General features: G+C 52.1%; 21 protein-coding genes, 2 pseudogenes and 1 riboswitch. Of the genes and pseudogenes, 18 read left to right on the top strand and 5 right to left on the bottom strand.

The annotated features are described in order from the left end of the window. Together AC3G2T_RS30255 and AC3G2T_RS30260 are read right to left on the bottom strand one after the other, a co-directional pair. Positions 1-278, bottom strand: a pseudogene (locus tag AC3G2T_RS30255) (alpha/beta hydrolase); the annotation flags it as partial. A 55-nt stretch (positions 279-333) separates the two neighbouring features. Further along, positions 334-1,344, bottom strand: a complete 1,011-nt coding sequence (locus tag AC3G2T_RS30260) for a M23 family metallopeptidase (protein ID WP_488437850.1) — start codon at positions 1,342-1,344, stop codon at positions 334-336. Positions 1,345-1,538: 194 nt separating this feature from the next. Between AC3G2T_RS30260 and AC3G2T_RS30265 the strand changes: the two genes are divergently transcribed. The 12 genes and pseudogenes from AC3G2T_RS30265 (at position 1,539) to AC3G2T_RS30320 (ending at position 13,331) form a co-directional block, all read left to right on the top strand. Next, on the top strand, positions 1,539-2,261 hold the full coding sequence (locus tag AC3G2T_RS30265) for a response regulator transcription factor (protein WP_488437897.1): 723 nt from the start codon (positions 1,539-1,541) through the stop codon (positions 2,259-2,261). Then, entirely contained in the window at positions 2,251-4,038 is a 1,788-nt protein-coding gene (locus AC3G2T_RS30270) for a sensor histidine kinase (RefSeq protein ID WP_488437851.1), read from the top strand. Before AC3G2T_RS30265 ends, AC3G2T_RS30270 begins: the two co-directional genes overlap by 11 nt. A 155-nt stretch (positions 4,039-4,193) precedes the next feature. Next, positions 4,194-4,775 carry a TetR/AcrR family transcriptional regulator gene (locus AC3G2T_RS30275; RefSeq protein ID WP_474685183.1) on the top strand — a complete coding sequence of 194 codons (582 nt, stop codon included), beginning with the start codon at positions 4,194-4,196 and terminating at the stop codon, positions 4,773-4,775. A gap of 46 nt (positions 4,776-4,821) precedes the next feature. Continuing rightward, the gene (locus AC3G2T_RS30280; RefSeq protein ID WP_474685172.1) at positions 4,822-5,676 is read left to right on the top strand and encodes a transporter substrate-binding domain-containing protein; all 855 of its coding nucleotides are present in this window, start codon (positions 4,822-4,824) and stop codon (positions 5,674-5,676) included. A gap of 27 nt (positions 5,677-5,703) precedes the next feature. Continuing rightward, positions 5,704-6,348: an amino acid ABC transporter permease gene (locus AC3G2T_RS30285; RefSeq protein ID WP_474685171.1), complete on the top strand. Its 645-nt coding sequence runs from the start codon at positions 5,704-5,706 to the stop codon at positions 6,346-6,348. Positions 6,349-6,362: 14 nt separating this feature from the next. Further along, positions 6,363-7,106: an amino acid ABC transporter ATP-binding protein gene (locus AC3G2T_RS30290; RefSeq protein WP_474685170.1), complete on the top strand. Its 744-nt coding sequence runs from the start codon at positions 6,363-6,365 to the stop codon at positions 7,104-7,106. 19 nt (positions 7,107-7,125) lie between these two features. Continuing rightward, positions 7,126-8,340, top strand: coding sequence for a M24 family metallopeptidase (locus AC3G2T_RS30295; protein ID WP_474685169.1), 1,215 nt, complete (start codon positions 7,126-7,128; stop codon positions 8,338-8,340). Positions 8,341-9,170: 830 nt separating this feature from the next. Further along, positions 9,171-9,397, top strand: a pseudogene (locus tag AC3G2T_RS30300) (MBL fold metallo-hydrolase); the annotation flags it as partial. Between the two features lie 183 nt (positions 9,398-9,580). Next, a complete protein-coding gene (locus AC3G2T_RS30305) occupies positions 9,581-10,207 on the top strand; it encodes a nitroreductase family protein (RefSeq protein ID WP_474685168.1) in 627 nt (208 codons plus the stop codon). A gap of 272 nt (positions 10,208-10,479) precedes the next feature. Next, positions 10,480-11,967: a copper amine oxidase N-terminal domain-containing protein gene (locus AC3G2T_RS30310; protein WP_474685167.1), complete on the top strand. Its 1,488-nt coding sequence runs from the start codon at positions 10,480-10,482 to the stop codon at positions 11,965-11,967. Positions 11,968-12,145: 178 nt separating this feature from the next. Continuing rightward, positions 12,146-12,811 carry a TetR/AcrR family transcriptional regulator gene (locus AC3G2T_RS30315; RefSeq protein ID WP_474685166.1) on the top strand — a complete coding sequence of 222 codons (666 nt, stop codon included), beginning with the start codon at positions 12,146-12,148 and terminating at the stop codon, positions 12,809-12,811. A gap of 10 nt (positions 12,812-12,821) precedes the next feature. After that, entirely contained in the window at positions 12,822-13,331 is a 510-nt protein-coding gene (locus AC3G2T_RS30320) for a DUF4188 domain-containing protein (RefSeq protein WP_474685165.1), read from the top strand. A gap of 86 nt (positions 13,332-13,417) precedes the next feature. Here the strand turns inward: AC3G2T_RS30320 and AC3G2T_RS30325 are convergent, their stop codons facing one another. The 3 genes from AC3G2T_RS30325 to AC3G2T_RS30335 form a co-directional block, all read right to left on the bottom strand. Further along, positions 13,418-14,302: a CAP domain-containing protein gene (locus AC3G2T_RS30325; RefSeq protein WP_488437852.1), complete on the bottom strand. Its 885-nt coding sequence runs from the start codon at positions 14,300-14,302 to the stop codon at positions 13,418-13,420. Between the two features lie 7 nt (positions 14,303-14,309). Next, positions 14,310-14,446: riboswitch (cyclic di-AMP (ydaO/yuaA leader) on the bottom strand. A gap of 188 nt (positions 14,447-14,634) precedes the next feature. Further along, positions 14,635-14,820, bottom strand: a complete 186-nt coding sequence (locus tag AC3G2T_RS30330; RefSeq protein ID WP_474685163.1) for a hypothetical protein — start codon at positions 14,818-14,820, stop codon at positions 14,635-14,637. Further along, positions 14,817-15,968: a DUF4062 domain-containing protein gene (locus AC3G2T_RS30335; RefSeq protein ID WP_488437853.1), complete on the bottom strand. Its 1,152-nt coding sequence runs from the start codon at positions 15,966-15,968 to the stop codon at positions 14,817-14,819. The genes AC3G2T_RS30330 and AC3G2T_RS30335 overlap by 4 nt, the downstream gene beginning before the upstream one ends. Before the next feature lie 149 nt (positions 15,969-16,117). Here AC3G2T_RS30335 and AC3G2T_RS30340 point away from each other — a divergent pair, with 149 nt between their 5' ends. The 6 genes from AC3G2T_RS30340 to AC3G2T_RS30365 all read left to right on the top strand — a co-directional run bounded on the left by AC3G2T_RS30340 (position 16,118) and on the right by AC3G2T_RS30365 (position 23,739). Further along, positions 16,118-18,478 (top strand): MHYT domain-containing protein, encoded by a 2,361-nt coding sequence (locus tag AC3G2T_RS30340; RefSeq protein WP_474685161.1) that lies wholly within the window; start codon positions 16,118-16,120, stop codon positions 18,476-18,478. 395 nt (positions 18,479-18,873) lie between these two features. Then, positions 18,874-19,251, top strand: coding sequence for an IDEAL domain-containing protein (locus tag AC3G2T_RS30345; RefSeq protein ID WP_474685160.1), 378 nt, complete (start codon positions 18,874-18,876; stop codon positions 19,249-19,251). A 217-nt stretch (positions 19,252-19,468) separates the two neighbouring features. Further along, the gene (locus AC3G2T_RS30350) at positions 19,469-19,711 is read left to right on the top strand and encodes a hypothetical protein (protein WP_474685159.1); all 243 of its coding nucleotides are present in this window, start codon (positions 19,469-19,471) and stop codon (positions 19,709-19,711) included. A 178-nt stretch (positions 19,712-19,889) separates the two neighbouring features. Then, positions 19,890-21,557 carry an AraC family transcriptional regulator gene (locus tag AC3G2T_RS30355; RefSeq protein WP_488437854.1) on the top strand — a complete coding sequence of 556 codons (1,668 nt, stop codon included), beginning with the start codon at positions 19,890-19,892 and terminating at the stop codon, positions 21,555-21,557. A gap of 112 nt (positions 21,558-21,669) precedes the next feature. Next, positions 21,670-22,716, top strand: a complete 1,047-nt coding sequence (locus AC3G2T_RS30360; protein ID WP_488437855.1) for a FecCD family ABC transporter permease — start codon at positions 21,670-21,672, stop codon at positions 22,714-22,716. Further along, positions 22,717-23,739 carry a FecCD family ABC transporter permease gene (locus tag AC3G2T_RS30365; protein WP_474685157.1) on the top strand — a complete coding sequence of 341 codons (1,023 nt, stop codon included), beginning with the start codon at positions 22,717-22,719 and terminating at the stop codon, positions 23,737-23,739. It abuts the gene before it with no gap. Positions 23,740-23,743: the final 4 nt, after the last annotated feature.

The raw sequence follows: 23,743 nt of genomic DNA on the forward strand, positions 1-23,743 counted from the left end.
ACATGTGGCGCGAGCTTCTCATACAGCGGGTAAAAATCAATATACGGATTGGCCGTGCCCCAACCGGAAGCGAATACAACCGTTACATCCCCTTGACCGCCGGTATATAAATGCATATTTTTCCCATCCACTTTGTACAGCTTGCCGCTAGGGGTATAAGTTTTCAAATCCTTCCGGACGCTCACCTGTTCATATATCGCGCCTGATCCCAGAAAAACAAGAATAGCCACGAACCCGATAACAAGCGTCTTCCATAATCTTTTACGCCATTTTTTCATCTCTCACACTCTCCTGGATGTCAATACATAGATTCCAATGGCTGATCGGGCGTCGTTATTGAGCGGCGGCAGCGTTTGCGACGGCTTCTCCCTGCCGCATAACCAGACCCTTCTCCCAGCGCACGGGAATCGATTTTCCTGCGAACAAGTCTTTGTTATCGGATACTTGATAATGCAAATGGGGCTCGCTGGAATTGCCGGAATTGCCGCATAGCCCGACCGGGTCCCCCTTGGCGACTGTGTCTCCGATTTTGACTTTGACGGAACCTTCCCGAAGATGCGCGAGAAAGCTGTATTCTCCATCGCCGTGATCGATAACGACCATATTGCCCGCAGGCCGATCGGCATTCATAGTACCGACCGGGACGTTATCCTTGATATCGTTCACGACGTCGACGACCGTTCCGTTCCGGGGCGCGAGAACCTCTTGTCCGAACGCATAATAGCTTTCATTTTTGGCGGCATCCCCCTTATAGGAATATCCGTCCTTGACCTGAATGATATCGTAGGCGTAGCGCTGGCTGGGATACGCGTAGTGATAATTCGAGAGAACGTCCCGGCCTCCCCAAAAAACGAACCATTCCCCTTTGAACGGAGCGCCGTATTCAAGCTTGGTCAATGTATCGTCCGTTGCCGGAAAACTTTCCAACGGCTTAAATTGAAGTCCCGTAATCACGTTCTCCGCGTCCATCGTTAAGATGACTCCTTTTTTGCCTTCCTGATCTGTCCACGTGAAATAATTCGTTCCGTTTAACCGTGCTTGCGAATGGGGCTTCCATACTTTTACGCCCTCGCTGACGCTGGTGACAACCTCCCGGAACTGGTCTTTAGCAATTTGCTTTTGAAACTCGGCGCTAGTTTGTTTGTAAATCGCATCGTATTGTCCGTCAAGCAAAGCCTGCCCGATTTGTTCCGCCTTAAATTTCATCGCATCTGGCTCCTTCGATTCGGATGCCGCTGCCGGTTCCGAAGTGGCTGCGGATTGTTTCCCGCTGCCGTTATTGCCGCTTCCACACCCTCCCAGCAGGATAGCGCAAGCTGTCAGAAGTACTAATGTTCTTTTCATTGTCTCCACTCCATTCTCTAATCGACCTGTCTCCATTATGAAAGGTCAGTCTTATTTCGTTGGAAACGGAATATTACGCCAATCTTAATTCGGATCAGCCATAATTAAGGTTCCGTTAAGTTTGCAACGGTTCCCCGTCAGCGGGAACATGTTAAAATAAGAGGAAACGCCGGGAGCAGAGGAGTGAAATGAACTTGAAAGATGCCGCCATCCTTCTCGTAGACGATGAACAAGCGTTACTCCAGTTATTGGAAACGGTACTTCGCAAAGAAGGGTTCCAGACGATAGATAAAGTAAAATCGGCGGAGGAGGCGCTGATCGCGTGCGAGCGGCGAGGCTATGACGTCATCGTCCTCGATGTAACGCTGCCGAGTATGAGCGGCATTGAGGCCTGCCCTTTCATCCGCAGATTAACGGACGCTCCTATTCTCTTCCTGAGCGCGAGGACGACGGATTTCGATAAGCTGACCGGGTTTGCGGTCGGAGGGGACGATTATGTCACCAAGCCGTTTAATCCGCTGGAAATCGTCGCCAGAATCAAGTCGCTGCTGCGCCGTTCCGGCAAAGCGATTCAGTCCTCAGCCGCTCCGGCTGGCAGAATGATCGATTTCGGCCGTTTTCAGGTCGATGAAGCCGCCGCGGAGCTGCGCGTGAACGGTACGCCGGTTCCCTGCCCTTCGCTTGTTTTTCAACTCCTGATGTTTTTATGCAAAAACCCCAATCGTGTTTTCACGAAAAGCGAGCTATACGAACGGGTGTGGGGCGGAAACAGCTTGAATGACGACAACACCATCATGGTTCATATTCACCGGATCCGCGAGCGAATAGAACCCGATCCCGCCCAGCCGGAGTACCTGGTGAATGTCAGGGGGCTTGGGTACAAGCTGGTGAAGAAGGAGCTTCCGCATGAACATTAAAAGCCGGCTTGCTCTCCGCCTGGTCGCCTGGCTGGCGGCCGTCGGGCTCATTTTGTTGGCGCTGGCCGGAGCCGCGCTTTATTGGATGCTGGACCAGTTGACGAAGATAGACGCGACGCGGCAATTCGAGAGCGCAGGCTTGTACCGGCTGATTACAACGATTCAATCCGAAGGGGACAAGCTGCGATTCGACCCGGAGCTTTTGGAGCAGGTTCGCGAAAGCGGAGGATGGCTCCAGCATCTCGATGAAAAGGGCAGAGTAACGGACGCTTTCTATACGCCGGACGATGTTCCGCTCTCCTACGGTCCGGGACAATTAACCGCTTATTGGCTTGGAAAGAGCCCTTTTCCCTATCAATTGTACTTGTGGATACAGGAAAAGGACGGTACCCTCCATACGCTGGTTTACGGCAAAGAAAAGCGGGACGACTACTTACTCCAACAATTGGTCGATCACGCTGTCATTAACGGCAAAGACATTCGTCTTCCGGACGAATTGCAGAGCAGCCTGAGTAGCAGTGCGGCCTGGCTGCAGCTGTTGGACGAGAACGGCGCAGAGATAGCGTCCTTTAACAAGCCCGCCCAAGCCGTAGCCGATTTCTCCGTTCAAGAATTGGCGCTGCGCTCCGTATACCCTGACCGTTACGGTACGAGCCTGAAGTCGCGATACATCAAGGAAACCGGACGGACCTGGGTGCTCAGCTCTCCGTTATCCGGCATGAAGCCCGGGGAGAAGCCGCTGTTCAATCCGGAGATTCGCGTGCTCGCTATCGGTATTGGAACGTTCCTGCTGGCGGCAATGCTCGTATTCTTGATCGTCGCCTATTTGTTCGGGCAGCGCTTCGGCTCTCCGATCATGCATGTGCTGAAATGGCTCGGATTTTTGGGAGAAGGCCGGTATGAGGAACCTGCCGATCCGGGCGGCGTTCCCCGCAGCCAGGACGGCCGCGGCAGACGAAAACGCAAGTTTCGCGTCTATCAGGACGTGATCGATTCGATGAATTCGTTATCGCAGACTTTGCACCGCAATGAGAGGCTGCGGGAAGAAACCGAACAAATGAGGGCCGATTGGATCGGGGGCGTTTCGCACGATTTGAAAACCCCTTTGTCCTCCATCAAAGGCTATGCGCATCTTTTGGAGAACGATACGTATGAGTGGACGCCGGAAGAGGTGCGCTCTTTTGCCAGAATCATTTTGGACAAATCTTCCTTTCTGGACGAGCTGGTCAATGATTTGACGCTGACGTACCGGCTGAGAAACGGACAAGGGGCTCCTTCCGACGAGCTTGTGGAAATTAACGAATATGCAGCCGAAGCGGTCGAGGAAGCGGCTAACCATCCGGTATACGCGAGAGGCAGCGTCCGTTTCATCCCTTCGGGCACTCCCTCCTATATTTTCGTATATAAGCCCTGGTTTCAACGTATCGTGGACAATTTGGTCGCCAACGCCCTGCTGCATAACGATGCAGGGACGATTTTAACGGTGTCCGTTCAAGCCGCAGAGCCATCCGGCATTATTTTATCCTTCGCGGACAACGGCAGGGGAATGAACGAAGAGACGGCAACCCGGCTGTTCGAGCGGTATTACCGGGGCACGGACACCGAAAGCAGAGCGGAGGGCTCCGGGCTTGGCATGGCCGTTACCAAGGCGTTGGCGGAAGCGCTTGGCGGGACGATCAAAGTCATAACCGCCGAGGGGCGGGGGACGACGATCCTGCTTCATTGGAAGCTCGAAGGATCGCAGACAAATCCGGCAGACAAGCATGCCGAAGTGTAGAATTGATTTTGAACAGGGTTATCATCTTGACAACAAGGCACGTTTAAAATATAGTAAACACATCGGAATTAACATTAACTGACTCGTCAGTTAAGTGAGAAGAGGTGGTTAGGATTGCAACCGTGCCGGATCAGGAAGATCGCCGTCAGCAGTTGATGGGGGCGGCGCTTGAGCTGTTTGCGAGAAAGGGGTACCACAATACGAAAATTTCGGATGTGGTTAAGTCTGCGGGCGTGTCCCAAGGAACGTTTTATTGGTATTTTCAGAGCAAGGAACAGCTTACGCTGGAATTAATCGATGGCGGCAAAGAGAAGCTGGCCAAAGTGATCGAACAAGGATACCGCAAGCACGCCGGGACAACGGAAGATATGGTGCGGTCGTCGGCGCGGCTGCTCACGGATTTGTTCGAATTCGCCCATGAGAACCGGTATTTGATGGCGCTGCTGCTGATCAAAGGCCAGGGCGCCGACCCGCCGGTCAGGGAAGCCGTATCGCAAACATGGATCGCCTTCGAAGAAGCCTTCAAGAGCAACGTCAAGCGCGCAATAGAGCTCAGCATGCTGCCGCAAAAGATCGATGTGCCCCTGCGGGTAAGCATTCTTGTCGGCCTCATTACAGGGGTGCTCACCAAATGGTTGTTCGGCCCGATGCACGACGTCGATTATGAATCGGCGTACAGCCCTGCGCAAATGGCGGAAGAAACGGCAAGGTTTGAGATTTTGGGATTGTTGGGATAATGAAACATATACGACTAGAGAACAATCGGGAGGAATGGAAGTCACTATGAAAATGAACAGATGGTTTAAATCGATATCGTTGTTAAGCGTAATTACGGTCGCACTCGCAGGATGCGGGACGAAACCGTCGCAGCCTGCGGCGCAAAGCCCAAGCGCCCAGCCAACCGCAGCGGCGGCCTCGTCGAACCTGCTCGAACAAATCAAAAAGTCGGGCAAAATCAAAGTGGGCTTAATGGGAACCTATGCCCCGTATAACTTTTTGAACGACAAGCATGAAGTGGACGGATTTGACGCCGATGTGGCGAAAGAAGTCGCCAAGCGTCTGGGTGTGCAGGTGGAATTCATCACCGGGGAATTTTCCGGATTGATCGAAGGTCTGCAAAAAGACAAGTACGACGCATTGGTCAGCCAGGTGACCATCACCGACGACCGCAAAAAAACGATGGATTTTTCCACGCCTTATATTAAAAATGCCGTCAATGTCATCGTCAAAAGCGACAACACGACGATCAAGTCGATCGACGATTTCAAAGGCAAAAAAGTCGGCGTAGGGCTCGGCACGAACGATGAGAAATATTTGCGCGACGTCGTGCTGCCGAAAGTCGGAACATTTGAAATCGCCACGTACAACGACGTTATCACATCCTTGACCGATTTGAATGTCGGCCGGATCGATGCGACGATCAACAACATATTCGCGATCAAGCCGCTGGTCGAGAAAAATCAATTCAAAATCAAAACCGTAGGCGATCCGATCAAAGAGGACTCCGCCGGCATCGCCATCCGCAAGAACAATCCGGAGCTGCTGGATGCGATCAATAAAGCGTTAAGCGACATGAAAGCCGACGGAACGTTTAAAACGATTTTCCAAAAATGGTTTGGGGTCGACCCTAACATTTAACGGGCACGACTGGAGAGGATGCATGGAATGGATCTTGTTATTCAAAATCTCCATTTTCTATTGACGGGTGCCTACTATACGCTTCTTATCACGCTTGTATCGATGTTTTTCGGCTTCATAATCGCTCTGATCGTAGCGATAGCGCGGTTAAAAGGAAATTGGCTCATTCGTAATGCGGCCAAAGTCTATGTCTCCATTATCCGCGGAACGCCGATCCTTGTTCAGATTTTTATCGTCTATTACGGATTGCCCGATTACGGAATCAATTTTGGGCCGCTCACTGCGGCCTATATTTCCTTAAGCATCAATATCGGCGCTTATTTGTCCGAAACGTTTCGCGGCGCGATTTTGTCCGTGAACAAAGGCCAGACGGAGGCGGCGCTGTCGCTCGGCTTGTCGCCGTGGCAGACGATGCTGAAAGTCGTGCTCCCGCAGGCGGCCAGAGTAGCTATTCCGCCCATGGGCAATACGTTTATCGGCATGCTGAAGGAAACTTCGCTCGTATCCATCGTGACGGTCACCGAGCTGCTCCGTTCGGCTCAACTGCTCATGGCCCAGTATTATATAGCGATGCCTTTTTATATTGCAATTGCCCTCATGTATTGGATCATGAGCATGGCTTTTTCCTATATTTTGAACCGCATTGAAACGAAATTATCCAAGGCTTATTAAGGGCGTGGGTTCGCATGATCGAGGTTAGCAAGCTTAGCAAAAGTTTTCAAGATTTAAAGGTGTTTCAGCATATCGATTTGCATATTCGTCAGCGGGAAATCGTGGTCGTCATCGGCCCGAGCGGTTCGGGCAAAAGCACGCTGCTGCGCTGCCTGAACGGGCTGGAGGAGCCTGATGAGGGAACGATCCGCATAGGCGGCATCAAGTGGGATGCGGCCATGGATGCCCCGGCGAAAAAGCAGGCGATCAAACAGATCCGTTCGTTAACCGGAATGGTTTTTCAATCCTTTAATTTATTTCCGCATATGACCGTTTTGGAAAATGTCACGATGGCTCCTATGCTTTTGAAAAAAATGCCCAAGGCGGAGGCTGTGCAGCTTGGCGAATCGCTGCTGGCCAAAGTCGGCCTGCTGGAAAAGAAGCACGAATATCCGTCCCGGCTTTCCGGAGGCCAGCAGCAGCGGGTGGCGATAGCCAGATCGCTCGCCATGGAGCCGCAGATCATGCTGTTTGACGAGCCGACATCCGCCCTGGACCCGGAATTGACGGGGGAGGTGCTCGCGGTGATCAAGCAGCTTGCCGCGGAAGGCAGGACGATGGTCGTCGTGACACATGAAATGAAGTTCGCCAGGGAAGCGGCCGACAGAGTTATTTTTATGAGCGAAGGGAAAATACAGGAGGAGGGCGTTCCCGAGCAGTTTTTTGCCGGGCCGCAGACCGAACGCGCGCGTAAATTTTTACGGCAGCTTGGCGAATAACACGCAGGAGGGTGAGACCGTGCTTTCCAGCAAAGCAGAACATTTGAGCCATATTGCCGCGAGATCGAGGCGGATTATGGAAAGGGACAACCTGGACGCGCTCGTGGCGTCCGGCTGTGAAAATTTTTACTACCTCTCCGGTCACCCGAGCACGTTCATGTATACGCTGCGCATGAGTGAAGTGGCGCTGGCCGTCATGTTTCGCGATCCGAACCGGAAGACGATCGTGATCATGAACGAGTTCGAAGCCGCCGGCGTTCCGGAGGATTTGCCAGGGTGCGAGATCAGAACGTATCCGACGTGGGTCGATGTCGACGATCCTTTGGGTCTGCGGGGAGGGAAATATCAAGGCAAAAGGCCGACCGCGCACCAGGTGCAGGAAATGTTCGGCCTGCTCGTGCAAGTGCTGGACGAGCATGGCGTCTCGCAAGGCCGGGTGGCCGTCGAGCTGGGCTCCATGCGGTATCCTGCGGCGGCGGCCCTGCTTGAGCTCGCGGGAAGCCGGGAGCTGGTCGAGGCAGCTCCCGTTTTTAGCGAGCTGCGCGCGATCAAGACGCCATGGGAGATCGAGCTGCTGCGCCGAAGCTGCGCCTATGCCGAAGCGGGCGTCTCCGAAGCCGTGCGGAGCATTCGGGCGGGGAGTTCCGCCGCCGACATTGCGCACGCTTTTCAGCAAGCGCTGCTGCGCAACCGAGAGGGATCGACGTCGCGATTCCATATGATTTCCGTCGGGGCGAACTTTGCCCCTGCGCATATTTTTGATACCCGTCCGGGCGAGCCCGGGGATTTGGTCAAATTTGACGTAGGCGTCGATGTGCTAGGATACGGGTCCGACATTGCCCGGACTTTCGTCATCGGGGCTCCTGCCGATACGGCGAAGCGGGCTTACGAGGCTTTGAGGATCGGGCACGACCGTCTCCTGGAGCTGATCGAACCGGGGAAAACGATGCAGTCCGTTTTTGACGAAGTCATGGGCCTGATTCGCCGTTCCGGTCTGGACAATTACAACCGAGGCCACCTTGGGCACAGCGCGGGTTTGAGCCTTGCGGCGGAAGAGCCTCCGTTCATCAGCCCAGCCGAGAGTACCGTTTTTCAGCCCGGCATGGTGATTTGTCTGGAGACCCCTTATTACGGTTACGGCGTAGGCTCGATTATGATTGAAGATATGGTGCTGGTAACGGAATCGGGCTGCGAACGGCTCAACAAGCTGTCGCGGGATTTGATTTCGCTTTAAGTTGGCAGTCGAGAGGGAGGCTTTTAGAAGCCTCTCTTTTTTTTGACATATAAGAATTTATAAGTTTTGGGGTGATCGGGGGGGACCCCTTATTTATTCGAGCCGTGCCGAGCGGCCGACCGTCGAAAAGCTGTTGTGGCCAGGACAACGCCGGCCATGCGAAAAAACCTGCAAAAGTGCATCCTTTTGCCCCAAAATATGCTTGCAGCGATAAATTCCTGCAAATCTGCAGTTTTTTTCGCTGAATTCGGGGCTCAGTTCTATTTGGAGCGGGAATTCCTGCACTATCGCAGGCTTTTCCTCCAAACGAGCCGCTTTTGCCGAAAAAGGCTGCACTTTTGCAGGCTTTGCGGGTTAGCGAGCCGCTTCACAAACGGCCGCCCCGGTTTCTGGGAGGTAAAAGAATAGTTACTCACCCGTCCCCACGCACACGCTACAGCACTTAGCCGTCCGTGTCGGCCGCCCCCCACGCAACTAAGCCGTCCACGTCGTGCCGCCCTGCGCTTGCGCTTAGCGCGTTATGCCGCCAGCTTAAATCCTTGTTCTGAAGAAAACCTCCGGTTCGACGGGGAGTTCATCCCTTTAACTCAATGAAAAGATGGAAGCCGGAGTCTATTCAGCTGCATGTACGGTCATGGGCGGCGGGGATCAGTAGTCGGAGAAAAGAACAATTTGAGCTAATGTGTATTAATTTTCATACAGAATTATCGATTTAACGAAAGAAGGATAATTCTGTGTGATTTTTCGAGTTGATCCTGCAGATCGTAGATGGCTAATGATGAATGAGCTGATCGACCCGTTTACGGGTGAATAGGTGAAAAAGGGCGTGTAAAATGGACGAAACCTTGATTGACGGCCAAGAACTGCCGCTTTGCGGCGGGATTCGTGTCGTCCTCTTCTTATTGCCGGGGATTCGATGTATAGTCTTAACGGGATTCTCGGGGGAATTCATGTCCAGACTACTCCCGATATGCATGCAGCCCGTCTCTCGTTGAAAAAGTATATGGTGGTTTGTAATCACGGTGGATTAATATTAGGTCTAGCCAGGGATCCCTAAGTTGAAGTTTGCCGCATGTTCTTTAAAGCATTTTCTTGCCGTAGCGGCAGGACTATGTTTCGTGTCTCAATTGGGTCTTGACTATTGCTTCCCAATACTATATCTTAATATTAAGATAATCAATTTAAAGATTTTTCGAATTTGTTCTACATACAGCATACTAGAAAATGGAGAGTGGACACAATGACCGATTTTATTTCTTTAGTCAAAGAGCGCAGATCCGCCAACAAGTTTATTCCCGATATCGAACTGCCGGACCATGAGCTGGAGGAAATTTTTAACCTTGTCAAATTCGCACCGTCGGCATTCAATTTGCAGCACGCCCACTATGTCGTCGTTAAGGACCCTGCTGTCAAAGATGAAGTGTACCATGCAGCGGCGCAGCAATACAAAGTAAAATCGGCATCGGCGGTTATCGCGGTGCTGGGCAATATGGATGCTTACAAGGATGTGGCGAAAATAAATGAAGGGTTTTTGCATCTGGGCGTTTTTAATAAGCAAGAATATGATATGACAGTCGAATCGGTGACCCGGTTTTATGAAGAGCGCGGCGACACATTCATGCGGGAAGAGGCCATTCGGAACGCAAGCTTGTCGGCCCAGTTATTTATGCTGGCTGCAAAAGAAAGAGGCTGGGATACTTGCCCGATGATCGGATTCGATCCCGAAGCTTTGCGGCAGGTGCTGCAAATTCCGGATCGGTATGCAATCGCTTTGCTGGTGACTATCGGGAAAGAGGACACTTCCAAAAGAAGGCCGCGCGGCTACCGCAAACCGACCGGCGAGTTCGTCAGCTACAACCGGTTTTAATGGGTTCAAAATGAAAAAAAGGAGCTGATTTCGATTGGCGAGTTCGAGCCCTCAAATTGCCCCGTTTCTCATGTTTGCCGGCAAGGCTAAGACAAATACGGCTTATCGTGGCAATTGAACCTTGCAAAAAACTAGTACAACGAGGCCGGGGACAGAAGCGAGCGCAATCCTCGGCCTTTCTTTTGCCGATGGGCGCTTTGCGACGGGCTGCCGAGCCCGCAAAACTACGAATGAGCGGACGAGTTTGTTTAAAAATTGGGGGAACTGATTGGATGAAGAGTAAGCTGCAAATATTTATCGCGTTATGGGGGGCCCTATCGTTATCGCTGCTGGTGCTGACCGCCTATTCGAAGGAAACGGTTCCGGCGGCGAAGCAGACGGTCGTCCTGAAAGTAAGCGATCCGGTTGCGACGGTCAATGGCAAACAGGTGGCTTTGCAGACGGCGCCGATCCTGCTGAATAATGTTACACTTGTACCTCTGCGCTTCATAAGCGAAACGTTTGGCGCAAATGTGAAGTGGGAGGAGAAGAAGCGCGGCATTACGATACAGGACAAGGAACAAACTATCGAGCTTGTGATCGATGACGCATGGTCGCAGGTGAACGGAACGCGCTCCAAATTGGAGCAGCCTGCCGTTATTGTCAACGAAACGGCGATGGTTCCTTTGCGATTCGTAGCCGAAAGCTTGCATCTGACCGTCAGTTACGACGAAACTGTTAAGCAGATTCAAGTAACTTCGAACGAGCGGAAAGCGGAAGCCGAACAGGCCGAAGCGCCTGCCAAGCAGCGTTTGGAGCATGTAACCGTAGATCATCTAACGGCTGGCCGGCGATATCCAAAATCTTTCGATAAGCTGAAATTAGCCCCTCTCTCGACCAAGAGCGTGGCGGCGGCCAAAAATAATCAGGTTTATATCCTTGAAAATGACACGGTTACAGGATCAGGACTCGTCATCAAGAAATACGATCCGAATGCTTCAGAGAAGCTTTCTCTGGTAACTACGATTAACGAGAAGTTCAACTTTGAGTATACCGTTAAAAATGACAAAATTCGGTTTATTTACTCGTCGTTCGTTCCCGAGAGATTGATTTACAATGACGCGACCGGCGCTTTGTACGTGCTCGGCGAGAGCACAACGGAGGACCCGCGTTTGCGAACGGTCGTGTATTCCATTTTGCCGGAAGTGAAAATGATTACATATCAGTTTGAAACGCCCGGCTTTTTCAACATCGAGGATAATTTTTTTGCTTCTCTTGACGAGCAAACGTATTATTACGGGGACCCGCACACGCGGTCGGTCTATTCGGCAAAAAAAGGCGAGAAGATGGCTCTGTTCGCCGATTCCGGCACCGAGGGCGTAACCCGAATGATCTCCACGGTAAAAGACGGCGTCACGTATGTGTTTGACAAAAACGGAAAAACGATATTCAAACTTACGGACAATGGGCTGAAAAAAGCAGCCGCAGTATCTGTCGACACGGATTCGATAACCAGGCTGTCAGCCTCCAATGGATACTTCTATGTCCTGGATAAAAACTCGCTCATTCATCGAATCGATCCGAATGGCGAAATATCCGTTTACGCCGATCTTCAAGGCGTTACACACAACAGGGGGATCTTCAATATCCCGGAGACGCAGATACAGCAGTCGGACCCGTTGACGTTGGACCGAAACCGTATATTGATGTCTGCGGACAGCAATGGCAATATTTTTCTTATCGACGATGACATTTTAAAACGCATCAACATTTATCCGTGAGAATGCCCCGCCACGGCACAATCGCTGCTTGGTGGTAAAACAAACCTCTAAACGCGGCCGCTCATCATTGAATGGCCTCGATAGAGGTTTTCTCATTGACATAAAACTTTACTTGAGTTAATTTATAAATATAAGTTCACAAATGGATGACAATAAGTACGCAGAGAAGGTGAAGGATATGAGAGCGGGAAACCGGCAATCGGTACGCCATAGCAAAAGCAAAATGCCGCTGAGGGAGATTAAAAAAGCCCGCGCGAAGCTGGCTGTTTTTCAGGCCAGTCTTGAATTGATCGGCGAAAATACGTTTCGCGCCGTGTACGTCGACGATATTTGCCGGCGGGCGGAAATATCGAAGGTGACGTTTTTTAAGTTTTTCCCGCAAAAAGAAGACGTACTCATTTATTTCATGCTCGTTTGGCTGACGCGGCGGCTTGTGGAGCTTCGGGAAGAGCAGAAGCGGGGGATGGCCGCGATCCGCCATATTTTCGGCAAGGTGGCCGAGGACGCGAAGAAACAGCCGGGGCTGATGCTCAGCCTGATCGGGTTTCTTGCGGAGCAGAAAATGCACCCTTGCATGCCCGATTTGAACGAAGCGGAATTGCATCTGCTGTTTCCCGGCAAGGAGGAGCTGGCCGCTTCCGTCGACCCGAATCTCGACAAACGCTTCCGGCAGTTTGTCGAGGAGGCCAAACAAGACGGCGGCATTGACGCTGAGCGGGATACCGAAAACTTGGTAGCGATGCTGGTCACGCTGTTTTACGGCGCTTATTTAACCGCTCATATGTTCAAAGCTTCGGATTACATGGCTTTTTACGACATGCATTTACAATTCATCGGAAAGTAGGGTGTTTTCTATGGCAAAAGTCGTTCCGGGCCGGTATACGGCCCAAATGGGGGATTCATTCGTCGTATTTATTATCGGAATGCGTGTCAACAAGCTCTGGGCCGTCCATAAATGGTGGCCTGTTATGAGCGCGATGCCCAAAATGCTGAAAGAATTGTACAGCCATCCCGAGCTCGGATTTTTGCACTCCGAATATTTGTTAAGCTGGCGCGGAGTGACGCTGATCCAGTACTGGAAGTCGTTCGATGATCTGGAGAAATACGCGCGCGGCGGCGTGCACTTGAAAGCGTGGCAGGCATTCAACCGGAGCGTTGGCACGGACGGGACGGTCGGCATTTTTCATGAGACGTATCTCATGAAGGAGGGGCAGTATGAATGCGTGTACGGCAATATGCCGCGCATGGGGCTCGGGGCTGCAGGCGAACATGTGCCGGCTACGGGAAAAAGGGAGACCGCCCGCAGAAGAACGGGCGGAACCAACGATCCCGCCGTACCGACTCCGCCGAATCCCGCGGTATAATCTGAAGCGAACTGCGGGACAATAGCAGCGAACAGCAAAACAACCGTTTCCGGAGGGTTCGGAAACGGTTGTCGTATGAATCAATATTAATTGGCGATAAATTCTTGAACCCATTCGTTGTTGTAAAAGGCTACGCCAATTTTCGTGTAGTTAGGGCTTAAGATGTTTTGGCGATGACCTTCGCTGTTCATCCAGGCAGTCATAACTTCTTGCGGAGTTTGCTGCCCCATGGCAATATTTTCGCCGGCATACGTGTACTGGATTCCGTATTTGGTCATCATATCGAACGGAGATCCGTAAGTTGGCGAAGTGTGATCGAAGTAATGGTTGTTGTACATGTCTTTCGCTTTATCAAGCGCCATAGCAGCCAAACTGGAGTCGCTTGTAAGCGGGCTCAAGCCTGCTTTGGCCCGTTCCTGATTGACCAGGGTGACGACTTGATCGGCATACGCGGAGCTCGAAGTGTCCGTAGTCGTGCCTGTTGTCGTTCCTGTATCAGTGCCTGTGGAAGGCTGTGTCGTTGTTCCCGTATCAGTGCCCGTAGAAGGTTGTGTCGTCGTACCTGTGCCACTGCCTGTGTCAGTACCCGTAGAAGGCGTATCCGTCGGAGTTGTGCCGGTGGAAGGCGTTCCGGTATTCGAGTCTGAGCCATGATGTCTTACGTGATGATGGTAAGAACCCGATGGCATATTGTAATTGCCGGGAGATTTAAACAGGCCGGCCCAGTTGCTCGGATCAAACAATTGCGGATATTGCTGAAGCAAGCTGTCCAGGGAAGTTCCTTGAGAATTTCCTTGCTGGAGTCCTTGCTGAAGTAATTGCTGAATGTTTTGCTGAAGCCCTTGCGGGAGCCCCTGCAGGTTGCCGATGACTTGGCCGTTCACAGTGTAAGTAGCTGCGGATGCCGCTCCGGAACTTACGATCATGCCTAATACCAGCGCACCTGTGATAGCTGTTTTCTTGAAACGCATTAAAACCATCCTCTCCTTTTTTGGCCTACGAGGTTAGCTGACGGATTCGGGTCAAAGAGAAATCACCCTGCCATTTTGCAATGGCTTCACCCCAAATAAAGAGGTTCCCCCGTGCATCTTTCGATGCTTTGGCCGTTTTGTTTGCTCAGCAAGAACAGCAGTTTCCCGCGTCCTTCTGTGGGTTTCATTCTAGCATAGAAAACTAGGGGGGATCACCCCTCAAATGTTTCCATTGATAGAAACAGGCAGCCGCAACAAAAAAAGCCCGGCCGTCAGGTTTCCCTGATCTGGCCGCGCTTGGCGTCGTTTCGGTTGGTATGTACGCTGTTCGCTTATCGGCGTCTTGCTGCCGCGAACCGGCTTTTTATCAATTCCAAAGCTTTCGTGCTTTCTTCCTTTTGCTCTCTTAGCAAATCTTGAAAGCTCTTGTTGGGAGAAACAAAAAGCAGCGCGTCTTTGGGCTGCTCGCCTACGGCTACCGACACTTTTCCGTTAATGGATACATATACAGTTGTCATGGCTGCATCCCTCCGATCATTTTCCGGGCAAATTCAAAAACCATAGGGTTCTGGTTCATTATAGCATATAATACGTCATCTCGAAAAGTGACAAACTTCCGCGCATCCCAACCGGAATCGGCCCGAAAGTGGCAGGTCATGACCCGGTCCTGGCATTTTACCGTTAAGTAGAGCGTTTGCTTGGCTTCATTGAAAAAAAGCTGCTCCGGATTGTCCCTTTTCGCCGTAATCGATACGTACGATTTTTCATTATTCAGCAGAAAAAAAGGTTCGCTAGTCGTATTCCCGACTTCCAGCAGCAAATTCATCCGCCCGTTGTCGCGCGTATATATCGTAACGGCCGAGCAATCATGAAAGGCGCCGATGTCCTCGGACATATAGTTTCCATAATGGCGCTTTACCATTCTGCCTTTGAGCTTGCTCATAAAATCGGCGAAAAAGAGCGCCATCCGATCTTTCGGTAAATGTTGAAAAAGCGGAATATTGCGCTCGATGAATTGAGCGAACTCTTCATGCAGTTGAATTTGTTTCGTATACGTTTCGAACGTAGCTTCAAGCGGAAGCAGCAGAACGCCTCTGCGCATCAGGTCGCTGAAATAGTCTTTCCAGTCGATAGAGACGCCCAGTGAGAGCTCTTCCGTATAAATCCCTTTTTTGACCAAATCATCGATGAAAAACCACACGTACGGATCGATGTGGGAAGGTACTTGAGTATGGCTTTTTAATGCGGCTGTAATGTCCGCGGCTTTAGGATAAGCCCCGGTTTCTTCGGCATGCCTGTTCGTAATTTCTTCGATAATGCCTTTCATAGTGCTGAAAAACAGGCGCTTGACGCCGGTTTCTACAAAGACAAGCACGGTCTTATTCAAACGGGTTGCCTGTATGTACTCCAGATGGGTAATCGTCCGGTCGTATTTGGGGTAGAACGTGCCCCCTTTATCTTTAATAAATAAAAGAAAAACTTCCGACTCTTCGACTTTTTTGAGGCATTTGCTAATAGGATCCTGATGCGAGTCCCACGGGCCAAAATTTCGTTCGTACATAAGAGGATCATGCCCGATTTCCGTCAATTGCTCGAAAACGGCGTTTCGAATCGGCCGCAATTCGTCTTGGCCTACGGAGCTAATGAATATTTTCGCTTTAGGCAAAACGTTCACCCCTTACCTTATCTGCAACTATTATACCTTATTTGATGCTTTTTTCGCATATTTTCATTGAGCAAGTGAAGAGAGGGATGGTAATATATTGAAAGAAGAACATTACGACAATAATCGACAAACAGAGAGAGGGATTGTACATGCAGCATGTTCATGGTACGTACGATACGGGACTGGTCATATTTTCATATATCGTAGCTGTCGTTGCGTCTTATACGGTTCTTGATTTAACCGCACGGATCAGCACTGCCGCAGGCGGAGCCCGTTGGCTGTGGCTCTCATTCGGCGCCATTGCCATGGGGATGGGTATATGGTCGATGCATTTTGTCGGAATGCTCGCCTTTTCGCTGCCTATACCGATCGGATACGATCTTATGCTCGTGCTGCTGTCCGTGCTCGCGGCTGTCAGCGCGTCTTTCGTCGCTCTGAACGTCGTAGGCCGCAATCAGCTGACATTGCGCCAATTGATCGGCGGCGGGCTGATGCTGGCCGTGGGCATTTCGGCGATGCATTACATCGGTATGGCCGCCATGCAGGTCGATATTTCGTACGACCCGTTCTATTTTGCGCTGTCCATCGTCATTGCGATCGTCGCGTCCATCGCGGCTTTATGGTTATCGTTTTATTTCCGTACGGGCAAAGAAAGCGGCGAAGTGTGGAAAAAGATCGGGAGCGGATTGATTATGGGCGCCGCGATCGTCGGTATGCATTATACGGGAATGATGGCCGCCCAATTTCATTTGGGGGGCAAAGCGGCGCTATCCTCAGGAATGGTGCTGGATCAAAAATGGTCGGCTTATTTCATAGCCGGAGGCACTTTGTTTACGCTCGCACTGTCCCTCTTGGGAATTTATATTTCCAAGCGCCTGTCTCATAAAGATTTGGAGATTGAGGAAAAAACAAACGAAATTTACATCATGAACCAGGAGCTCCGAAAGTTAAACGACCATTTGGAGGAATTGGTGAAGGAACGCACGGCACAGCTTGAGAAAGCCCACGACGAGGCGATCCAGGCGAATATGATCAAAAGCCAGTTTCTGGCCAATATGAGCCATGAACTGCGGACGCCGCTCAATGCTATCATCGGGTACAGCGAAATGCTGATGGAGGAAGCGGAAGAACTGGGCGAGCCGACTTTTGTGGACGATCTTGGCAAAATCGGCAAATCGGGCAGGCATCTGCTGGCGCTTATTAACGATATTTTGGATATTTCGAAAATCGAAGCCGGTAAAATGGAAATTTATTTGGAGCCGTGCCATTTGCCGGAACTGATTCAGGACGTGCTGACGACGGTAAAACCGATGATCGAAGGCAATGGGAACCGGCTGGAATCCAGCGAAATAGAAGGCGAAATCACGACCGATGTGACGAAGATGCGGCAAATATTGTTCAACCTGCTCAGCAATGCGAGCAAATTTACGAAAAACGGCACCATCGGTCTCGAGGTGTACCGCCAAGCGAAAAAGGGCGTCGAGGGCTTCTGCTTCCGGGTCAAGGATACGGGAATCGGCATGACGCCGGAACAAATCGAGAAACTGTTCCAGCCGTTTACGCAAGCCGACGCTTCAACTACGCGCAAGTACGGAGGCACCGGTCTCGGGCTGGCTATCAGCCAAAACTTCTGCAGCATTTTGGGCGGCGACATTTCGGTCGAAAGCGAACTGGGATCCGGCAGCACATTTACGTGCTGGCTTCCTGCCGTTCCTCCCGGGCGGGACAATAGCCAGGCTCTGTCCGCGGGCGATTCCGGCACAGCGGAGGATAACGGTCCGATGAGCGTTCTGGTGATCGACGACGAGCCTTTTAACCAACAATTGATACGGAAATATTTGGCCAAGGAAGGATGGGACTTGACGTTTGCCGAGAGCGGAGAGGAAGGGCTTTTGCTGACCAAAAAGCTTCGTCCCAAGGTAATCTGTCTGGACATTCTGATGCCGAGCATGGACGGGTGGAGCGTGCTGGCCGCGCTTAAGAACGATCCCGAGCTGCAGGATATTCCCGTTATTATATTATCGATGACGGACGACAGGCACCTGGGCTACGAGCTTGGCGCTTCCGAATTTCTGACGAAGCCGGTGCAGCGGGAACGGTTGATCGGCGTCATAGACAAGTACATCTCGAAACATAAGGAACACTCCGTTCTGGTGATCGAGGACGACGCGACCACAAGCGCCTTAATGGCCAAGCTGCTGCAAAAGGAAGGGTATGTGGTGACCCAGGCCGGCAACGGCAGATTCGCTTTGGAATTTATGGCAAGGAAAATACCTGAGCTGATTTTGCTGGATTTGATGATGCCGGAGATGGACGGCTTTCAGTTCGTTGAAGAGCTGCGCAAGCACGACGCTTGGAGCGCTATTCCGATTATCGTCATCACCGCGAAGTCGATCACGTCGGAAGACAGGATGAAATTGAACGGTTTCGTAAAAAGCGTTTATCAAAAAGGCTCGTTCGACCACAAATCGCTGCTGGCCGAAATCAGCCGGTTCGTAACATCGCCGTAGGGGCGCGCACAATCTGCCTGGTTCTGGTGGCGCGAAGAAAACCTGCAAAAGTACAGTTTTTGCTTGGATGATACGCTGCAAACGAAAAATTCCTGCAAATGTGCAGGCTTTTCGCCGCGAACATGGGCTCAGATACATTTTTATAGAAAATTCCTGCACAATCGCAGGCTTTTCGCCCAAATGAGGTACTTTCATGGAAAAAGCCTGCACTTTCGCAGGCTTTTTCCCTGCCAAGCCGCCCTGTCCCCACTTCAGCACCCCAACCCGTGCAATAGAGGCCGTAGGTTGTGAAAGAGCGGCCGTCTTTTCTTAGCCATTTGACAAAATAAACTGTAACTATTATTATGATAGTTAAATAGAATAATTATATAACTTCAGATGGGTGGTGCAGAAAGATGAACTTTGAAATCAGCGATTGGGTGCAAGGCAGAACGGATGCTGGGGAATTAGTCCACGGGTACATTGAATCGATTCATGAATTGTTGGGAATCGCCAGAGTGAATGTTCTTCAATCCGATAATGAGGAGATCATAGGTACGATTGCCTTGGTTTCAGTGAGCAAGTTGAAAAAATTAGCGATGATTTCCATGGAAGCCGATGAACAAATAAAAGCGTTGATCGATATTGCGCTGTCAACCCGCGATGAAGCGTGGTTCATGGAGCTTTCCGGCAAATTGAAATCCAAGCCGAACGGTGCAGGACAAGATAACGGAAGCCGGCCCGCCGCTTACTCATCTTTTGTTAACCGTTTGGGCCTGTCCGGGAAAAAATAAAAATGCTGATGAACATCTATACGTAAGGCTGCCGGGAAAGTTCCGGCAGCTTTTTTTGGCGTTTTGGCGTGCTGTATCGCTTCCCAGGCGTGGACAACGGAAACCGGGGGGGCGGGCGGACCGGCGCTAACCGACGCAGAGCGGCGCGCGAAAATGCGGCAGACAAACACGCGGGCTGTCAGGGACGCATACAGTGTTCCAAAAGGAGGGGAGCCGTATGCCATGGCTGCAAAAAGCTTTTTTCTTAATCGGCCGTCCGGTAGGCGTATCTTTGACGAATGGACAGGGTGTGTCAGGGGTAATGTGTACGATTCAGAACGGTGAAATTTATTTGCTTGAGTACTTGTACCATACGCAATTCGCGACCAAGCACTATCCTTTCGAGCAAATTCAGGACATCCACGCTTTTCCTCCTTGTTATCCGCCGCTTCAACATTACGCTCAACCGTTATACCAGTGAAACACCCGGAAATGCAGCGGAATGGTTACATGTATGCAGAGGCTATACGGCGAATGGCACCAGGACGGTCCGTTCAAAAGATAGCCGCTTTCGCATGCGCACGTTTTGTTGTATGATATTGATAATGATTATCACTAAAACTTTTCATTCGGCAAAGCAATTCAGGGAGGCATATGGAATGGGTCGATCCGACCGGGCGAGTACCTTTCTGCATGGGACGATGCTGGAAATCAAAGAGGCGGATGCGGTATCGGGCTTTGCGGCTGAGCGGTGTCTGGAGCGGCATACGGTTTCATCGCATACGCTGCTTTTTTTTGTCAAAATGAGAGGCACGATCCTCGTAAATGATATACCCGCCGGCATAACCGGCAAATCCGCCTGGCTGCTGCTTCCCGGCACGACCGTAGAAGCAAAAGGTTCATCGGGCAAAGATGCGAAAATGTACCGGATTGCGTTCGATTTATTCCGGGCGACGGAAAACACGGATCAAAGAAAAGTGTACGAGCGGGAAACAAGCTTTCCCGTGCAAGGAAGCGTGCGGAACGATTTGAACCGCATTCAGCGCCTTGTTTTGCAGCTTGCGGAAGAGCGCCCGGCTGCAGATGCCTATGCGCATGCGGATTCCGGCCACCGCTTCCGGCAGCAGCAGCGCATGTACGAATTGCTGGAAGTTTTGCTGCAGAGCGAGCCCGCCTCACCGCCGCCGACCAGCCCCGAGGAGCCGCTCCAACTGACGGTCCGCTACATGCAGGAGGCGTATCATACGGACATCAAGCTGGACAAGCTGGCAGAGCTCGCCGGTATGCATCCGTCGTATTATTCGCAGCTGTTCAAGCAAAAAATGAACAAAAGCCCGATTGAATTTTTGACCCGGCTGCGCATGAACAAAGCGAAGGAGCTGCTTCGCGTCTCCGACAAAAAAGTCCGCGAGGTCGCCGCACATGTCGGCTATCGCGACGAGTTTTATTTCAGCCGCCGGTTTAAAGAGAACTACGGCTACGCGCCTACGCAGTATTTGAAGCAAACGTGTCCGAATATCGTTTCGCTTTCGTTTCCGTATACGGACCATTTGTTCACCCTCGGGGTGGTGCCGTGTGCCGCGCAAATTCACCCGCTGCTGCCCCAGGCGATCAAGTCGCTGACGCTGCCGTTTCACGCTTACGAGACATGGGACATCGACAGGCAGGCTTTTTTCGACGTCAAGCCCGATCTCATTGTATGCAAAGACAATGTGCTGCAAAAAGCGAGGGACCATATCGGCGATATCGCCCCGATTATTTCGATTCCGTGGAAGCCCGGGGACATCTTCGACCATATGCTGGAGATCGCCCGGATTGTCGGGAAGGAGCAGGCGGCCAGGGATTGGATAAGCCTTTACGAGCAACGGGCGGAGCGGGCGCGGAAAAGGGTGAAAAGCGTTATTGGCAGCGCGACGGCAGCCATTTGGCGGATTGCGCCGGGCGAATTCAGGGTATACGCGGCACGCAATATCGGCCACGTTTTTTACCGCAGCCTGCAGCTGTCGCCTCCGGAGCGCGTCCGCACGTCAATTCACCGGTATCGTCCCGGTACCCAATTGACCTGGACGGCCGCCGCGATCGAGGAGCTCGGCGACTACGATTCGGACTACCTGTTCCTGGTCGTACAATCGGCGGACGAGGTGCGGCGCATCATGCATCAGATCGCTACGAACCCGATGTGGCTGCGGCATTCCGCGATTCGCGCGAACCGTTACTATTTTCTGGAGTGGGAAAAGTGGAAGGTCTATGCGCCGTATGCCATCGGGCGTCAATTGGAGGAAGCGGTATCGATGCTGGAAGGCTCGCGCAAGTCGTCGTACATCTAAAGAAATAACATGGAAACGAATCTTAAAATATGTCATGGACGCCGCGGAAAACGGATTTTATAATACACTTTATTGATAATGATTATCAATACTACTCGAGAAGGAATATGCAATGGAACAGAATCGACTGCAAGAGCAGTGGACATCTGCTGCTGCGGCGCGTACGAACGTCGTGCTTTTTGTGCTCATTTTCGTTTTGGCTATATTCGGATTGCTGCTGTCGATGTTTCTCGCGATCTCATATGGGGCGAAGGAGCTTACCATGAAAACGGTATGGACGGCGGTCGTGCACTATGATCCGTCTGTGACCGCGCATCAAATTATCCATGAACTGCGGCTTCCCCGCGTCATAGGCGCTGCCGTAGTAGGAGCGGGACTGGCCGTGGCCGGCGCGCTGATGCAGGGCGTTACGCGCAACCCGCTTGCCGATGCCGGCATCCTGGGCATTAATGCGGGCGCGATGCTGGTGGTGGCGGTCAGCTTCGCCGTTTTGCCGAATTTGCCGTACTCCGCTTTAATGGCGCTGTCTTTTGGCGGAGCCGTGCTCAGTACGGTCGTGATTTTTGCGCTTGCCTCGGCGGGGCCGGGCGGGCTGACGCCTTTGCGGCTCACCGTAGCCGGTGCCGTAGTCGCCGCGATGCTGCATTCGCTCAGCTCGGGAATCGCGATTTATTTTGATTTGAACCAGGATTTGGCTTTTTGGTATGCGGGCGGGGTGGCCGGGGTCAAATGGTCTCATCTCCAGCTCCTGGTGCCGGTTATCCTGCTGGCGATCCTTTGGGCAATGACGATGGGACGTGCCGTCTCGCTGATGGCGCTTGGGGATGAGGCGGCGGTAAATTTGGGCGTGCGAACGAAGCGGACACGCATGCTCGCGATGACCGCTGCGGTTATTTTGGCGGGCGTCTCCGTGTCGGCGGCCGGCTCCATCGGGTTTATCGGGCTTGTCATCCCGCATATTTCGCGAAAGCTTACCGGCGTGGACTACCGCTTCATCATTCCGCTGTCTGCGATTCTGGGCGCGGTGCTGCTCGTTCTGGCCGATCTGGGCGCCCGGACGGTCAACCCGCCGAAAGAGCTTGCCATCGGCGTGATGGTCGCGCTCGTCGGCGTTCCTTTCTTTTTGTATTTGGCGCGAAAAGAAAGGAGGAGCTTGTAGATGCAACTGCAAACTAAAAGCAGGGGAAAGAAAGCTTTTGCAGTGGGGATCGTCCTGGTCCTGATTTCGCTGGCAGTCATCCTTATAAGTCTGAATACCGGCACGATCCGGCTGTCTCCGCTGCATGTGGTGCAAACCTTTCTCGGCTATGGCAGCGAGGACGACAAGACCGTGCTGTTCGACTACCGCTTGCCGCGTATTGTCGTTGCCATGCTGGCGGGGATCGGCCTTGGAGTATCGGGAGCCATTTTGCAAGGGCTGTCGCGCAATGCGCTCGCCGATCCGGGCATTCTCGGGCTTCATGCAGGCGCGGCATTCGGCCTTATCATTTTTATGTCCTTCTTCCGTTCGATGCAGGGCCCGGTTTCGCTGCTCATTCCGCTGTTCACTTTCGCGGGCGGCGTGGCGGCGGCTTTCCTGATTGTGATTCTGGCTTACGACCGGCACAAAGGGGTGCAGCCGATTCAATTGCTGCTGATCGGAATTGCGGTTGCGGCGGGTTTTAGCGCAATCACGCTGTATTTATCGCTTCGCCTGGACGACAAAACGTATACGTTCGCCGCAAGATGGCTGGCCGGCAACATATGGGGAAGAGACTGGCTTCATGTGTATGCGCTGCTGCCCTGGATTGCGCTGTTGGCGCCTTACACGATGCTCCAGTCCAGAGCGCTGGACGCCTTTGCTTTCGGCGACCAGGTGGCGGCCGGCCTCGGAGCGCCGGTGCGCAGAAACCGGCTGCTTTTGCTGGGAGCAGCCGTCGCTTTATCGAGCGCCAGCGTATCGATGGCCGGCGGCGTCGGTTTCATCGGGCTGGCGGCGCCGCAGCTTGCGCGCCGGCTGGTCGGTCCGATGCACCGGCATCTGCTGCCGATATCCGGGCTCATCGGCCTTGTCATCCTGGTGATCGCGGATACGATCGGACGTTCGGTCTTCCAGCCGAACTCGATTCCGGCCGGGGTCATCGTAGCGGCCGTCGGAGCGCCTTATTTTCTGTATTTGCTAGTGAAAACCAAACATACATAACCAA

The organism is Paenibacillus sp. sgz302191, from assembly GCF_057749925.1.

Bases quoted from the DNA above. Each gene is read 5' to 3' on its own strand.
- AC3G2T_RS30275 (WP_474685183.1), top strand. From the start codon at position 4,194: ATGGGGGCGGCGCTTGAGCTGTTTGCGAGAAAGGGGTACCACAATACG.
- AC3G2T_RS30305 (WP_474685168.1), top strand. From the start codon at position 9,581: ATGACCGATTTTATTTCTTTAGTCAAAGAGCGCAGATCCGCCAACAAG.
- AC3G2T_RS30345 (WP_474685160.1), top strand. From the start codon at position 18,874: ATGAACTTTGAAATCAGCGATTGGGTGCAAGGCAGAACGGATGCTGGG.
- AC3G2T_RS30280 (WP_474685172.1), top strand. From the start codon at position 4,822: ATGAAAATGAACAGATGGTTTAAATCGATATCGTTGTTAAGCGTAATT.
- AC3G2T_RS30340 (WP_474685161.1), top strand. From the start codon at position 16,118: ATGCAGCATGTTCATGGTACGTACGATACGGGACTGGTCATATTTTCA.
- AC3G2T_RS30360 (WP_488437855.1), top strand. From the start codon at position 21,670: ATGGAACAGAATCGACTGCAAGAGCAGTGGACATCTGCTGCTGCGGCG.
- AC3G2T_RS30285 (WP_474685171.1), top strand. From the start codon at position 5,704: ATGGATCTTGTTATTCAAAATCTCCATTTTCTATTGACGGGTGCCTAC.
- AC3G2T_RS30365 (WP_474685157.1), top strand. From the start codon at position 22,717: ATGCAACTGCAAACTAAAAGCAGGGGAAAGAAAGCTTTTGCAGTGGGG.
- AC3G2T_RS30260 (WP_488437850.1), bottom strand. From the start codon at position 1,344: ATGAAAAGAACATTAGTACTTCTGACAGCTTGCGCTATCCTGCTGGGA.
- AC3G2T_RS30325 (WP_488437852.1), bottom strand. From the start codon at position 14,302: ATGCGTTTCAAGAAAACAGCTATCACAGGTGCGCTGGTATTAGGCATG.
- AC3G2T_RS30320 (WP_474685165.1), top strand. From the start codon at position 12,822: ATGGCAAAAGTCGTTCCGGGCCGGTATACGGCCCAAATGGGGGATTCA.
- AC3G2T_RS30290 (WP_474685170.1), top strand. From the start codon at position 6,363: ATGATCGAGGTTAGCAAGCTTAGCAAAAGTTTTCAAGATTTAAAGGTG.
- AC3G2T_RS30315 (WP_474685166.1), top strand. From the start codon at position 12,146: ATGAGAGCGGGAAACCGGCAATCGGTACGCCATAGCAAAAGCAAAATG.
- AC3G2T_RS30350 (WP_474685159.1), top strand. From the start codon at position 19,469: ATGCCATGGCTGCAAAAAGCTTTTTTCTTAATCGGCCGTCCGGTAGGC.
- AC3G2T_RS30355 (WP_488437854.1), top strand. From the start codon at position 19,890: ATGGGTCGATCCGACCGGGCGAGTACCTTTCTGCATGGGACGATGCTG.
- AC3G2T_RS30310 (WP_474685167.1), top strand. From the start codon at position 10,480: ATGAAGAGTAAGCTGCAAATATTTATCGCGTTATGGGGGGCCCTATCG.
- AC3G2T_RS30270 (WP_488437851.1), top strand. From the start codon at position 2,251: ATGAACATTAAAAGCCGGCTTGCTCTCCGCCTGGTCGCCTGGCTGGCG.
- AC3G2T_RS30330 (WP_474685163.1), bottom strand. From the start codon at position 14,820: ATGACAACTGTATATGTATCCATTAACGGAAAAGTGTCGGTAGCCGTA.